The organism is Flavobacterium johnsoniae (assembly GCF_030388325.1).
GTDB lineage: Bacteria > Bacteroidota > Bacteroidia > Flavobacteriales > Flavobacteriaceae > Flavobacterium > Flavobacterium johnsoniae_C.
In genome coordinates, this window is record NZ_CP103794.1 from 3405630 (window position 1) to 3421244 (window position 15615).

Annotated in this window: 10 protein-coding genes; 4 read left to right on the forward strand and 6 right to left on the reverse strand. The window is 37.1% G+C overall.

The window, feature by feature from the left end; translation table 11 throughout:
* The first annotated feature begins 172 nt into the window (after nucleotides 1-172).
* A complete protein-coding gene (locus NYQ10_RS14855; protein WP_289877112.1) occupies nucleotides 173-1843 on the forward strand; it encodes a hypothetical protein in 1671 nt (556 codons plus the stop codon).
* Nucleotides 1844-1908: 65 nt separating this feature from the next.
* Here NYQ10_RS14855 and NYQ10_RS14860 read toward each other — a convergent pair whose 3' ends face one another.
* From NYQ10_RS14860 to NYQ10_RS14880, 5 genes are all read right to left on the reverse strand, one after another.
* Nucleotides 1909-4965 (reverse strand): DNA polymerase III subunit alpha, encoded by a 3057-nt coding sequence (locus tag NYQ10_RS14860; protein ID WP_289877113.1) that lies wholly within the window; start codon nucleotides 4963-4965, stop codon nucleotides 1909-1911.
* Nucleotides 4966-6150, reverse strand: coding sequence for a DNA polymerase IV (gene dinB / locus NYQ10_RS14865; RefSeq protein ID WP_289877114.1), 1185 nt, complete (start codon nucleotides 6148-6150; stop codon nucleotides 4966-4968).
* Between the two features lie 359 nt (nucleotides 6151-6509).
* Nucleotides 6510-8501 (reverse strand): conjugal transfer protein MobC, encoded by a 1992-nt coding sequence (mobC, locus tag NYQ10_RS14870; RefSeq protein WP_289877115.1) that lies wholly within the window; start codon nucleotides 8499-8501, stop codon nucleotides 6510-6512.
* 21 nt (nucleotides 8502-8522) lie between these two features.
* The gene (locus NYQ10_RS14875; RefSeq protein WP_289877116.1) at nucleotides 8523-9806 is read right to left on the reverse strand and encodes a relaxase/mobilization nuclease domain-containing protein; all 1284 of its coding nucleotides are present in this window, start codon (nucleotides 9804-9806) and stop codon (nucleotides 8523-8525) included.
* On the reverse strand, nucleotides 9794-10183 hold the full coding sequence (locus NYQ10_RS14880; RefSeq protein ID WP_289877117.1) for a plasmid mobilization protein: 390 nt from the start codon (nucleotides 10181-10183) through the stop codon (nucleotides 9794-9796). Before NYQ10_RS14880 ends, NYQ10_RS14875 begins: the two co-directional genes overlap by 13 nt.
* 339 nt (nucleotides 10184-10522) lie before the next feature.
* Here NYQ10_RS14880 and NYQ10_RS14885 point away from each other — a divergent pair, with 339 nt between their 5' ends.
* The 3 genes from NYQ10_RS14885 (at nucleotide 10523) to NYQ10_RS14895 (ending at nucleotide 12918) form a co-directional block, all read left to right on the forward strand.
* Nucleotides 10523-10807 (forward strand): hypothetical protein, encoded by a 285-nt coding sequence (locus NYQ10_RS14885; protein ID WP_289877118.1) that lies wholly within the window; start codon nucleotides 10523-10525, stop codon nucleotides 10805-10807.
* Nucleotides 10808-11029: 222 nt separating this feature from the next.
* On the forward strand, nucleotides 11030-12550 hold the full coding sequence (locus NYQ10_RS14890) for a MauE/DoxX family redox-associated membrane protein (RefSeq protein ID WP_289877119.1): 1521 nt from the start codon (nucleotides 11030-11032) through the stop codon (nucleotides 12548-12550).
* 80 nt (nucleotides 12551-12630) lie between these two features.
* Nucleotides 12631-12918, forward strand: coding sequence for a DUF6520 family protein (locus NYQ10_RS14895; RefSeq protein ID WP_289877120.1), 288 nt, complete (start codon nucleotides 12631-12633; stop codon nucleotides 12916-12918).
* A gap of 47 nt (nucleotides 12919-12965) precedes the next feature.
* Here the strand turns inward: NYQ10_RS14895 and NYQ10_RS14900 are convergent, their stop codons facing one another.
* The gene (locus tag NYQ10_RS14900) at nucleotides 12966-15614 is read right to left on the reverse strand and encodes an alpha/beta hydrolase family protein (protein ID WP_289877121.1); all 2649 of its coding nucleotides are present in this window, start codon (nucleotides 15612-15614) and stop codon (nucleotides 12966-12968) included.
* Nucleotide 15615: the final 1 nt, after the last annotated feature.

Below are 15615 nucleotides of genomic sequence, written 5' to 3' on the forward strand. Positions count from 1 at the left end.
CAAGTTATTTTAAAGATTAATGGGCTTTCGTGTTTTTTAATCAGTTTTTATGATTTTAATATTTTGTAACTATCAGTTAATGAGTGTTTTAATTTTTAAATTCATTCTTGTTTAAAAAATGAACGGTGCGCTTAAAAGGTAAAAAATAAAATTTATAAGGGCAGTGTGACAAATGGAAAAACAACAACAGACAGTACAGGAAAAATATAATACATTTTTAAGCGGACTGCTTGAGCAGAAATTGTTTGAATCTGCTATGGAACTAAATGCAACTTTGGTAAAAACTTTTAATGTTACTCCGCAGTATGCAAGAAAAATTCTTGAAAGGGCCGTGGCGCAAAATGCAATCAAGTCTTCTGCTCCTTACACTTTTGGAAAGGGCCAGTATGTGTATATTTATAATGAACATGATTTTGGCAAAGACGGTATAAAAAGGATAGCAGAAAAATCCCGTCCTCCAATATATAGATTATTGGAACTGATGGATCAGAACAGGGGTATTATATCATATTATGAGGCACTTAAAATTACAGCTGCACCATTAGAAAAGAGCTCAACTAAGGTAAATTCATTAGATGATATACTTACTCTTTTGATGAAGCTTGATATTGTTCATAAAATAAAGGATCGAAATGATCTTGTTTATATCGTTTATAAAATTTACAAAGATAAAGAGGCTACTTTGGAAATAATGATGGCAGATCATTTTGCTGGCATGGTAGCAGACTGTAGCGTTCTTCCAGATGTGCTGCGCTGGCTAAGTAATGCCAACATTATTGATATTGGCAATGTAATATATAGAAATAAGAAGACACCACATATTGGAGCTAAACACAATAACCTAGTCTGGGATGCTTTTGCATATTCAAGGACAACAGGTATTAACCCGATTTTGGGAGCTAAAGCGGATACCGTAGATAAAAAAACTCTAGTCGCACTTGATGTTGCCCTTACTACGGAATACTCAGCAATACATCTTGATGCATTTATTGGCAGAATTCAAATCAACCGAAAATCTGTAAATCAGGAGGATAGAAAAATACTTCCCATTATTATTTACAGATTGTGTTCCACTCATACAATTAATAAAATCAGAAAGAATGGAATTATAGCTTTTGATATAAGCGCTATTTTCGGAACAAAAATTTACGAAGTATTAAATCGTTTCCAGGAACTCTCTGTGCTTCTGAAAGAAAGTGACGGGATAGAACAAACAATAGAAGGTATATTAAAGACAATCAACAATGCAGGTCAGGATGAAGCGTTGAAAGAACTTAGAGGAACTTTGTTTGAGTTTTTGATGTATCCCTTATTAAAAACATTGTATCCGAATGCTTCAATAGAAAGAGGGAAAATATTAACTATAGGAAATAAGGAAGAAAAAGAAAGCTATGAGTATGATTATATTATAGAATCGAGTAATCCTCCAGAAATAATTTTTGTTGAACTAAAGGGATATAATTCTAGTGCGACAATAAATTTGGGTGATACAAACAAAAAAGCAACACTCCGGTGGTTTTTTAGAAAAACGTTGCCTTTCGCAGAAAAGTATTACAAGGAAACAATTGAAAAAGGAAAAAAAGCAAAAGCTGTATTTATCACGTCAGCTAATTTTTTTGATGACGGGAAAGAATTTATCGGGAAGATGAATGCAAGTAAATACAAGTCTAAGCTTTTGGAAACTGGTTATGAAAGACAATCTCTGCTTTTGCTGCTCAAAGAATATGGATTTGAAGCTGAGATAAGAATTATTGATAAATTTTATTCTGGTCCCGTGTATGAGGATGAGGATGATAATGAAGTACGAAATATACTTTCTGATCTCGAAGCAGACCTATTGTAGGTAAATAATCTGTTAAACATCTAACTTTTTATGAATTTCCACATAAGTATGTCACTGTTTTCAATTTACGGCGTCATTTTTTGTCTGGGCAGATTAATCTCATGCTCTTGCGGATAAGGTTTACGATGTGTCATACTTACATCCTCTCGAATCTGTTCATGAACTTTATATTGTCTATCATTGGCATTTGAATATCTAGGATCTGCAATAAAAGGCATTTTGGCCATTTTGGTTACAGTAATAGTTGGGAAGTGATAATCGACCTCAACATTTCCTAATAATAAATAACAGCCTCCTCCCTGAAATGGATATTTCGCAAGACTGTCTGTAAAATGTGCAGTATCGAAAAATTCCCCGTCAGCATCAATCCAGGTTCCGAAATACATAGCACCCATCTTTGTAGGGACGTGCTTGCGTGAGATGAGATACGCCAGCATGCGGACAGTTTTCCTATGATACATCAATAAATCTTTTGCCATTACATCACCTCTGAATTTTGTCTGCAATAAATCAAAAGGGGAGCAGGATACAGGGAAACTTAAGAGTTCTATTTCATCGAAGGCATCTTCAAATTCAGAACGTTCCAGTTGTGGAAGCTCGTATTCCTTGACAGGTTCTTGAATGAGCATCAGGTTTCGGTTTTCGGGTTTAAAGTTGACTAAAATAAGCCGAGCAATTACAAGCAGCTGATTTTTTGATTTACCTGTGAAACGGAATGCACCGATGAAAATAAGGATCTGTATTCCTTCGATGCCAATAGGAATGCGGTTGATAAAATCTTCAAGTGATTTGTATAATCCGTTTTTTTCACGTTCCTGCTGTATGAGAAGAGCGATTCTGGATTCGAGGCTCTGAAGGTGCATGAAGCCCAGATAGACATCTGTGCCGTAAAGTGTGGTTTCAAGTTCACTTTTGTTTACACACGGATTATGAATTGCAGCTCCCGACATTTTTGCTTCATGGACATATACTTCTGTGCGATAGAATCCTCCCTGATTGTTGATAACAGCCACCATAAACTCTACAGGATAATAAACTTTGAGATAAAGGCTCTGATAACTCTCTACCGCATAAGATGCCGAATGCGCCTTGCAGAAAGAATAACCAGCAAAAGACTCGATCTGGCGGTATATTTCCTCACTGAGTTTTAGCGGATGGCCTTGCTGTAGACAAGAAAGAAAGAAATTATCCTTCACTTTCTGCAGTGCTGTTTTTGAACGTCCTTTCCCTGACATGGCACGGCGCAGGATATCTCCATCAGCTGCTGGAAGCCCGCCATAATGCAGTGCAATTTTGATAACGTCTTCCTGATATACCATAATACCGTAAGTTTCGCCCAACTGCTCCTGAAAGACAGGGTGGAAATACTCAAACTTGTCTGGATGGTTATGGCGGAAGATATACTCTTTCATCATTCCTGACTGCGCCACACCGGGACGTATGATAGAGGAGGCTGCTACTAAAGTTTTGTAATTATCACAATTCAAACGGCGAAGCAGTCCACGCATGGCAGGGCTCTCAATGTAAAAACAGCCTATAGTCTTTCCTATTCCGAGAAACTCATTGCACTTAGCCTCATTTTTTGAAATTGTAGTATCACGTATGTTAAGACGAATGCCACGGTTTTTTTCAATAAGCTTTACACTATCATCAATATGCCCGATCCCACGCTGGCTAAGGATATCAAATTTTTCAAGCCCAATATCTTCAGCTATATGCATATCAAAAAGAACAATTGGAAAGCCTTTTGGAGGCATTTCCAGCGGTGTATAATTGGTGATAGGCTCTTCGGAAATGAGTATTCCGCAAGAGTGCATACTACGTTGATTAGGGTATTTTTCTAAGAGCATTCCATACTGCTGTACTTGTCGAACTACTTTATTGGAAGCATGCAGTTCCATAGGATTTTTGGCAAGGGCATCAAGTTCTTCTTTTGGAAGCCCGAAAACTTTGCCAACTTCACGAAAAATAGAACGGTATTTAAATTCAACATTTGTACCGCAGAATGCTACGTGATCATAGCCGTAACGAGAAAATATATATTCAAGAATCGTATCACGTTCCTTCCAGCTCCAATCAATGTCAAAATCGGGCGGACTTTTACGATTCAGGTTTAAAAACCGCTCAAAGTACAGATCAAGTTCCAAGGGACAGATGTCGGTTATGCCCAGACAATAAGCAATGATGCTGTTGGCACCGCTTCCGCGACCGATATGAAGAAATCCCTGAGAATTACTGAATCTTATGATATCCCATGTAATCAAGAAATAACCGCTGAACTCCAGCTGGTCAATCACTTTAAGTTCTTTGAACATACGCGATTTAGCCTCCGCATTATTTTTGCCATAGCGCCACTCCAATCCCTGCTGAGCCAGAGTTGTCAGCAGCAGAATATCATCTTTTTTACTGTTGGTGTAAAATTTCTTGTTTTTAGGAGTTTTAAAATCAAATTCAAAATTACATTCAGCAATAATTTTTTCGGTATTTGAAATAATCTGAGGATACTCGGCATAAAAGGAAATCAAGTATTCCAGAGGCTGCATTACTTCAGTTTCCAGACAGTAATCTTCAGTAGTCAGTTTGGATAATATCAAGTTCATATCAATGGCACGCAGTATCCTGTGCAGGTTGTATTCGGTTCTTGTACGGAAGGTAACAGGCTGGAGGATTACCATTTTTTCCTGCCTCTTTTTCCAATCAGTCAGAACCAGTTTCTGGAGCTGTTCCGGACGAATGCCGATGTATTCATTTTCCTTTAAAAGAAGAGGAGCGTTCTCTAGAGGATAAATAACAAATACATTGTCAAATTCTGGAGCAGATTCAGGCAGAACAGTATTGTCAAAATTATGTTTGGTCAAGAAACGGTTCATTTCTGCAAGACCTGATGCGCTTTTTGCCAGTCCTATAAAACGCAGTTTATGTTCCGAGCGGAATTCTATTCCGACAATAGGCTTAATTCCAATAGCTTTACATCCTTTTATAAAATCATAAATGCCTGTTACGGTATTAATATCAGTCAGAGCCATTGCATTAACACCGCAAACCGTGGCCTGCGAGATCAACTCTTCGAGCGGAATAGTTCCGTGGCGAAGAGAATGAAAAGAATGACAGTTGAGATACATTTAATCTGATTTACGTTTTAAAATTTCATTTTTAGTATTGGGTTTGAAAGATGCCCCAGCGCATCGCATTACTGCATCAAAGCCGTAACGGCTTTTCATTCGATCCATGGCCTGATAAAGTGCCAGCATTTCCTCAGTATCCTGAAAAAGGTCTATTTGGTAAGTTCCCCGCACGAGTCCACTGAATCTTACTCCAATTAGGCGAAGTCGCATACGACGTTGGTATAGTTTTTCAAATAAATCTGTAACAGTTTTCGAAAGGATATGATCAGCTGAGGTATATTGAACCCGGCACTGTTTGGTTTCAGTATCAAAATTTGCATAACGTATTTTGATGGTTACTGTCGAGGTCAGCCATTCTTCCGAGCGCAATTGAAAAGCCAGTTTTTCTACCATACCTAAAATAATCCTTTTGAGTTTTGGAATATCGATGGTATCTTGGGTAAAAGTATGTTCGGTAGATATTGACTTTCTTTCGGTATATGGCTCAACGGGATTGTTATCTATTCCATTGGCTTTCTTCCACAGCTCAGAACCATTCTTTCCTATCATCTGCTGAAGTACTTCGCAGGGCATCTTAGAAAGGGTTTCAATTGTACGAATCCCTATACGTGAGAGAAGCTGAAAAGTTTTATCTCCGACCATGGGTATTTTCTGAACAGACAAGGGATTCAGAAAAGACTGAACTAAATGTTGAGGTATCTCCAGATTCTGTTTTTGTTTGCCTTCGCCTGTACCAATTTTAGAAACTGTCTTGTTGATGGATAGGGCAAATGTCAGGGGTAGGCCAGTTTCTTTTATAATGGTCTGAGCAAGCTCATTTGTCCACTTATAACTGCCATGAAACTTATCCATACCTGTAATGTCCAGATAAAATTCATCAATGCTTGCTTTTTCTACAACAGGCGCTTTTTCTTGAATTATTTCTGTGATCTCATGGGAAAGCCTGGAGTATAATTCCATATCACCTTTCATAATTTTAGCCTGCGGGCATAATTTCATTGCCATATGAATCGGCATTGCTGAACGCACTCCAAAACGGCGTGCTTCGTAAGAACATGATGCTACAACACCTCTATCACCACCTCCAATGATGAGAGGAATCCCGTTAAGTTCAGAATTGGTAAGTCTCTCGCAGGAAACGAAAAACGTATTCATGTCAATATGTACAATGGCCCGGCTCATAATCTATATCATTTTACACAGGTCAAAATTAGTACAGATAATAACATTATTTAAATATTATTATGTTACAAATAGCAACAAAATTTAAAAATCCTTATTTTACAATACTTTATGAAATGCAAAAAAAATCAGAATTTGGGTTTGTTCAGAATTTACGTCGTAATCAATAAAAAGATTTTATTTATGAATAGACCTAATGAAATGTTTTGCCGGTATAAATATTAAGATCAATTAATTTAGTGTAAGAGAAACATAAATATGCTGATCCTTTTTCCAAAAAAGCAAAATCAGCTGTCCTAAATTTAAATTTTAATACACATTTTTTCTTTATCTAAACGATCAAGATTGTGAAAACGTTTTTAATTTTTCTTTTTTTTCACTATCAGATGTTTGCGGTTCACGTCACCTGCAATAATATCAATTTCAGATTCAGAAAGATCCTGAATATCTTTTTTAATCTGCGCGTAATTTCTATTTACAATTCCATTTTCCAAACTGCGAACTGTGGGAAAATCTATATTATTTTCAGTTTCTTTCTGAAGTGCTTTATGATCGTTTAAAATTTCTGAATGGAAACTTTTAAGATCAATCCTGCAATCAGGATTATCTGCCGTCATACCAACAAATTCCCCAGAACTCAGCGATGCAATTTTAGAGGCAGGAACGGCAGATTCAAGCTGGCGGGACCTGCTTATGGACGTATCTGAACTGTTAATGGAAAGGCTTTCACGTTCCTGCATGATCTTTCCAAAACGCTCAGAAAGCTGTTTAGCAGTATCCCCTGTAACTTGTCCTGAGATTATATTTCCCGTTATGTTCATAATCACATCGGCCTGCTCACGGCCATAATCTTTTTTGAGCTGGCTAAAGTCCTGTATTCCCAAACAGGTACTGACTTTATTGCTTCTTGCTGTTGCAATCAAACTATCTATATTGTTTAGATATACGGTTGGAAATTCGTCAAATATCAGACTGCTTTTAAATTTATCCTTCTGGTTTACCTGCTTGACAAGGCGGTTGATATACAAAGAAAGTACGGCTCCATAAGTCTGTATTTTCTGCGGATTATTTCCCATGCATACGATTTTAGGATCTCGTGGATTATTAATATCAAGCGTAAAATCATTGCCGCAAAGCACGTAATAAAGCTGAGGAGAGGAGAGCCTTGACATGGCAATTTTAGCTGAAGCAATTTGTCCCTCAAGCTGCTCTGACGCCTCATTTAAATACGCGCTGACAAAGGGATTAATAAGCACTTCAATTTCTTTTTCAGATCTAAGAAGCGTAAATAGATTATTATATTCCAGCTGCATGAGTTCAATCACATGAGGAAGAGTGCAGAATTCACCATTGTTGTATTTTTTCAAATACCATATGACAGCGGTTAAAAAATTGATCGGGGATTCAACAAAAAAATCGCCTTGTTTTTTGATCCACTCGCGGTTGAGTCCCAAAAGGATAGTACGCGCAGATTCTGCTGCGTCGGTTATGTCTGTCATGGAAGAAGGCTCAAGGGGATTGCATCTGTGGGAGCGGGTGAGATCGTCAAAATTAATGACAAAAAACTTAGGCTCGATTAAATACAAATGTCTGTATTTCAAATAAGCATTATAAGTGATTTTGGTCAGGTCATCGAACTTAAAATCATACACAAACATCGTGAAACCCTTTGCGATATGCTGGGTGATGATATGTCGGATAACAAAATAGGATTTACCTGATCCTGGCGAGCCGCATACCAGAAGACCTCGAAAAGGATTGATGATATTGATCCAGCTTTTTCTCACTTTATCCTTAAGATAATACTTTGCAGGGAGATTAATGGAAAATTCATTTTCCAGAAGCCTTTCTTCCTGCGGAAAGGTTTCATTTTCCCTATTGAAGATGTCACGTCCGTTTAAAGTCCTGCTGATCATTCTGCTGATCAGTGTTCCTCCGGTAATCACCAGAAGGAAACCAAGGCAGGTCAAGCAGATATAGACACCAAAGGCAGATAAATTAGTAAATCTAAGCAACAAAATAAGCTGACTTCCAAAATATAAAAAAAGCCCTGAAGCAATAAAATATACAGCCGTCTTAAGTCTTAATTTTTCATTCTTACGGCCCTTAGCACCCATTAGGGAAATAAATACCAACAGCAGTGCTATAAACTTGGATTTAAGGAAGCTGCTGAAGAGCCCAGTCCTGTAAATATTCTCCAAAATCCGGTTGCTGAATTTCGATGTCAGTCCTAAGTCAGCAAAAAAGCTGTAACCGTAATAATAAAAATGGACCCCCAAAATAATAATGCTAATCAGCCGGGTCATATCCAAAATTTTTCTCAGTGCCTGTTCATTTTCTCCTGTCTGCATAACTGTAATTTTTAGAATTTATTAATTATTTGAAAGACCCTTTCTTTTTCTTCTTTTCTTTTTTTTCTTCAATGCCGCAGGAAGATAAATGCCGGGATATTCCTTTTGAAAGAGACTGCTGATAAATTCCTGCAATGGCTGTGGGGATAGGTTCTTTGACACCAGAATGTCCTGTATTTCCAAAAGGATTTTGACCGCTGGATTTTTTAGAAATTCAGATGTAAAAGCAGTATTTAAAAAATTTGCTTTCGTGTTTCTGCACCCCTGCAGTACAGCCGCTGCAGAGAATTCTTTTCCCAGCTCGCTTCCGTTGCAAACCTGTTTAGAAACATGGTCTATATACGTTAGGCCATACAATGAACCATTTTGGGCAAGCCTTTTAACCAATGTAATTCCGTGGGATTCCAGAGCCAGTGCCAGTTCCTGCAGAGACGGTGTTTCTGATTGAAATAGAGAACGTACCTCATTTTTTATTCTAAGACCGGGTCTGGAATTCTTAATCCTGTTTTCTTCAAATTTTCCCTCAAGGAACCTAAGGGTTGGCTTGTTATAAAAATCACTGGCTTTAATAGGAACACCGATCTGTTTGCCATCTTTATCCACAATGCGGTAAACCAATCCTCCGCCTTTAAAAACACGTGAACTTTCAGAGCCGCGGTCTGCCATTACATTGTAAAGGTTCAGGACAGCATTAAGCTGCGGAAGGCTTTTATACTGATAGGTATTCAGTACAAAATCCAGTACTTTGGCAACTGCTTTTTTGGACTGAATTTTTCCATAACTTACTATTGAGGGGTTTATAGGCTCTAAGCTGTAATCGACCTGCTTTTCCCGGCCCTGCGCTTTTATGAGATTGAAGTCCTTTTCAATTTTTATACGGGCATTCTCAGACTGGTTGCGGCCAATATTCTGCATATCAATTCTTCTGCCGTCTGGTTTTACTTTTATTGAAATTATATGAATGTGCGGATGTGCTGCATCAAAGTGCTGATAAACCAGAAAGGGCTGGTTGCTGAATCCGATTTCAGTCATATAGGTATAGGCGATCTCCATCAATCTATCCGGGTTCAGATCTTTCTCCAAGGGATGAAAATTAAGGGATATATGAACACTTCCACGCTTAACATTTTCATTAAGTTCCAATTGATTGAGGAGTAAATTTATTTTTAGTGAGCTGCTCAGATGGTTGTGATCTGCAGGATAATTTCTCTCACCAATACACAAGGCATCACCAAGAGAAACTTTGTTTTCGTTGTAATGAAATATCCTTCTTACCGACTGTCCTGTTTTAATTACTGCAACCATTTTTCAGCGAGTTTTAATACACAGTTTTTTATTTTTTCAATGGAATTAAAAAGTATTTCTTTCTGCTCCAGAGATGCATAAATCCAATCCCTGAATTCAGGAATCTGCTGCAGGGTATGGAGCTTTTTCACCATCTGGTTATAATTGTTTCCGACCGCATTAAGGTCTGCTCTGAGCCTGCTGATTTCTAGTATAAAATCATCCACAGACTGGTTTCTGTATTTTAGAATTACTGGTTTTCCCAGCATATTTTTTCTGGCAAAATCGCTGAGTTTAGGACATAGGGATTTTTCAAATCTTCTTTGAAGAAGGTTCATTTCTTCTGTCGTAAGCCGAAGGTGGACCCACTTGATACGGTTAGTGTTTTTCTCTTTCATCTTGTTTCATTTTCATTTCTAAAACCATATTTTTCTTAAAATTTCTCTGCCAGCGAGTTTCGAGCCATTGGGCAGCCAGAGAGCGGTTGTGATACAACCGGACATCTGGCCGACTGCAGGAACGATGCAGTCTTTCAGATTCTTTAAAGAATTGCATAGAGAATTATAAGTTATAGGATTTATTATAAATCTACAGAGTGGCTCTTCCTTTATAAATCAATGTACGAATGTAGGAAAGCCACAAATGCCGGGCAATCATCACTAGATTTTGATGTGAATAAACTCAAGGGAGCTTCTTATTTTTACATCAAATAGTATTAATCTAAAAACGTTGAAATTATGATTACAAAAAATGAAGTTTCCAAGGTATATGATACTGTGCTGAGTACACCTGGAATGAGCGAGCTGGTGAAGATTGATTTGAAAATTTCGCGAAAAAATGTATTGCTGCTGAGCCATGTCATCAGTAAAGGGCTGGATCCAAAAACCGAAGATTCAGGACTGCTGGCCGGAATCTCGGAGCAAGGAATCTCGGACCTCAAAAATCTTTCCGAAGATTGCCTGCAGAAAGCAGGACTTGTGGAACTGAATCAAAAGCTGATAACACTCAGCGGAAGTCTCTAAGAAAGAAAGGAGCATTCTAAAAATGATGAGCGCTTAACAAATAAAAACTATTTGTCAAGCGCTTTTCTCGTATCAGTATTTCTGTACGAAATTGGCACGTTTTTTAAAACTTTTGGCACGTTTTTGATAACCTCAGTTCAAAAAAACACCTCTACATTTGCTAATGATCTTTTTTGCTGTTACCGGCATTCTCGAAATAGGAATATTATAAACTTTTTGATTATGAAACTACGATTCAATTTTAAAAGTGTTTTTATAGAAGTAGTAAGCCTATTGTTTATACTATTATTTGTCTATGCCGCTATCACTAAGCTTCTCGATTTTGAAAATTTTCAGGTCCAATTGGGACAGTCCCCGCTACTAAGTGCATACGCTTCGTGGGTATCGTGGCTGGTACCGATAATTGAATTGGTCATTGCAACGGCCTTGATTATTCCAAAGTGTCGTACAGCAGCTCTTATAGCATCTCTGGGTATGATGACTATGTTCTCGGTATATATCATAATCATATTGAATTATAGTTCTTTTGTTCCCTGCTCCTGTGGAGGAATCCTAGAGAAAATGAACTGGAAGGAGCATCTAGTATTTAATTTGTTTTTTGTACTACTTGCTGTAATAACTATTATGATCATGCCTGTAAAAAAAGAATTTAATGCCGAAAACAGGATTTTTAATTTTGAAAAAAAACACAAGTATATTTCATTACTTTCTTCAATTTTTCTAGCTGTAGGAATTATGTTTTTACTCTTTATAAAGTCTGAAAGCACCATGAAATTTGATAATTCTTTTATAAGGAGGTTCGCAGGAGGGACTGAAAAGATTTATGAAAAAAACCTGTATTATAACTCCTTTTATTTTGCAGGTGCAGTTGAAGGGAAGATCTATTTGGGAAATCGAAGCGCACCGCTAATTGCCACAGAATTGGATACCGCTCTTGTTATTGTGAAGTATCACACAATAAAAGTAAATGATACTGCAATTTCAAAAAGTGCACAATTGAGGATTAATCAATCGGGCTTTTATCTTATTGATGGCAGCATATCATCGGTTTTCAGGGGAAAAATGCTTGATTGGAAGGCAAAAATTATTAGGAGAGAAAAACTGAGATTCACACAGCCGCAAGTTGTAGATTCTCTCAATATATCTTTCAGGACTATTGATCAAAGTACTGATCAGAGCGAGCTTGGAAGTCTGTTTTTGGGGTATCATGCAAGAGTTAGTATTCAATCTGATTTGCTGCAGAAACAAGTAGATGGAATGTTTGATGTTGACGGAAAATTATATTATGACTATTACAGCAAGCGGCATGTCTATATTTACACGTACCGAAATGAATTTATAGTATCGGACAGCAAATTAAATTTGATTTATCGAAGCAATACGATTGACACAGTTAGAATGGCCAAAATTAAGGTAGCCTTCATAAAAAGCCGTGGGGTAAAGAAATTGGCGGCTCCACCTTTGGTTGTCAATAAATATGGAGCTGTTTGCCACAATTTATTGTTTATAAATTCTAATATAACCGGAAGATATGAGGATCGGAAAATGTGGAATCAGGCGGCTGTTATAGATGTCTATAATCTTAAAAACAAGTCCTATATTTCAAGCTTTTATGTCTATAATATCAAAGATGAAAAACTGAAAAGCTTTTATGTAAAAAATGATATTTTCTATGCACTGATTGGTACGCATTTGACTGCCTACAGACTTGGGAAAATAATTAAAAACCAATATAATAATTAGCTAATTGAAAACTGCGCAGTGTCAGGGGGAAGATTGAAAACCTGTAAAAGAGTAGATCGTTAACTATATAAACTTTTATTATGAAATCAATTAATTTAAAACAGGCTGTGCCTGTTATGGTTTTTGCCCTTGCAATTGCGGGTGCATTTACAACTAGTGCGATGGAGAGAAGCAGTAGAGCTGCTATCAATGTGGATGCTTATAAAAGACTTAATCCTGCCGGATTGTGTGATGAGGAAAAATTCACATGTTCAACAAACAACTTGAATGATATTTGTCGAGTTGATTACACCAATCCTTCATCCCAGCAACTGTGGGCAAAAAACTCCAACGGATCTTGTGCCGTTCAAGTTTATAGAGAAGAATAATAATTGTAAATGCAGTTCCAAAGAACTGCATTTATTTTTTTTAAATATTATGGTTTAATATGCACAATGGAAGAGTTACTTTGCAAATATTTATCAAACCATTCCATAATTTGCTTACTCAGATGTAATTGCTGGTCTTTGTTTGTAAGAGTGTGACCCTGTTCAGGATAAAGAAGCATCACATGTTTCTTGCCAAGTCTTCTCAAAGCAAGGTAAAACTCTATGGTCTGGTAGTGGTGCACTTGCTTATCTTCAGATCCTGCCCAAGACAGCAGAGGAGTATTTACTTTATCAGCGTAATAAATAGGTGAGTTGGAAAGATAACCCATAAAATTTTTAAAAATAGATTCCCCCATACGAAGCTGTGAGGATTCATATTGAAAGAAATTAGGTCGGGAATAATTTACTGAGAAGTGGAAATAACTGCTTACCATGTCGGTAATCGCGGCGCCAGCCACCGCAGCTGAAAACAGATCGGTTTGGGTGATAATGAAATCTGCTTCATACGCTCCGAAGGAATGACCAATTAGCCCTACAGCTTTAGGATCTATTGGGAAGGATTCTAAAGCCTTTTTTGTACCCGATACAACACAGTCCACAGCAGATTTTCCAGGATTTCCGGATTCATATATGATGTCGGGGAGCAGGACGAAATAGCCATTATTTGTGTAGTTGCTTATATTAAAACCGGTACTGCTGTACAAGGAAGGATTAACATATTCCAATGCTTTTTCAGATTGACGACTGTAAATGTACACTATCATCGGATAATTTTTAGAAGGTGTGTAGTCTGATGGAAAAAAAATGGCAGCGTGGATAATCTGTCCTTTGGAATTACGGTAATTGATTACTTCTGAGCGACCTTGATTAAAATTCTTGCTATGCGGATTACTTTGATATATCAGCGATGAAGTATTATGATTTTTTTGCCAGCGCATCATCTGCGGTGACAAGTCAAAATTTTCCTCCCGGTACACAATAGTCTTTCCATCTTGAGATATTAAGGGTGCTGAAATTTTATTTTTGCCACTGATAACAGCTATCACTGTATTTTTTGGCGTAAGCCAGTATAAACCGTTTACATTTTTATTTTTTGCTTGCAGCAGTAAGTCCTTGTTTTTATAAATAATTAAGGATGTGGTTCCATCAAAATTAGCTACTTGCCTTTTTTTATCCAGCGAGTGAATTATCCTGTATTGAGTATTTATCTCACGACCGAACGTTATTCTTTTGGTCTTTAAATCATGCGGTGAAATTTCCCAGATATCAAATTTATCATACAGTAAGACGGATTGATCATCAGGAGTCCATCCCGGATGACCATAGGGTGTTGCTTCTCCAGGGTAGTCATTCTCTTCGTTTGAGAATGAGTGTTTTAAATTTAATGTAAGATTGCTGTGAAAATGTTCTTCAATATTGTAAAGCCACCAATCCCCATTTTTAAAATAAGTTATATATTTTCCCGCAGGAGATAATGAAATCTTGTCAACACCATAACTAAAATCCCTTAAAAAAATGACTTCTTCTCCCGTTGCCAAGTCAACACTTTTATAGTCTCTTAATGCATATAAATTAGGCTGGGGCTCATTAAGGGAAGGATTCCATAACACCGCATATTTTTGTCCATAACTAAGCATTAATTCAGAATACAAGGTGTCGGTTAGGATTTTGAACAGTTGCTTTTCAGGATACCACACAGCCGTTTTCGGGCGCTGGATAGAACTTCTTGTGCCATTGCTGACTGGAGGCAGATATTTGTCTGCAGCATTCCATACCTGAACGATACTTTTTTTGTTAAGATCAAAATCTATTTCCTGATTCTTGAGTTTAAAAAATATACTCTGGCCATCTTGTGATAGTACTAATTCAGAAATTGCCGGCGCAGGTGTAGGAGATAAATTTGAACCAGTAGATTGTTCAGGCTGGAATGTGTAGAGTTTTTTGATGTTTGGCTTATAGCATATAATTTTTTGGCTTTGGGGCAAGTTTTCCGTTATTGAACTTGCTTTAGAAAGGAAAATGGACGATGCGCCATTTTGCTGCCAGATAAAGTTGTAAAAATTTTCATCTGAACTTTCACAAACCGGGTCAGTATTGTATTTGTCTGTGTTTAAAATAAAAACACGGCAGTTTCCTTCAGAAATAGTGCTATAAATCAGTTGGCTTCCCACTGCATTATATGCATACTCTAAAACATTTTGAATTTTATACGATTCTGTCTTTTCCAATGTCTTAACAAGAAGGGTTTTATTATTACTGTCCGTTTTTAAAACTACAATCACCAGTTTGTTATCAGCTGCAATTTCGTATTGTAAAACATTACTAATAACTTCTTTTTTTCCTGAATCCAAATTGACAATTGATAATTGATCTGTATTGTTTAAACTACAGAACCATTTTTCACCTATAAAGCTACTTTTTCGGTTTTGAGGGTAAAAGTAGAGAATGGGTCTGTGAAGGTCTTTAACAAAAAGCGTATCAGCTCCATCCTCATAGTGCACTTTATAAGAGTACCACTGACCGGAATCAGAAAGTCCTATAGAAACGGTCTGACTCCAGAGTTTATAGTCCGAAGTCACTGCATTTCTCTTTTTCGTTAAATTCTGAGATCTTAAATTAAAGGATATAAATAATACAGTTATTAAGAGCATTATTTTTCCAAGTAATAATCTTGCTGTTTTACAATAATTTTCCATA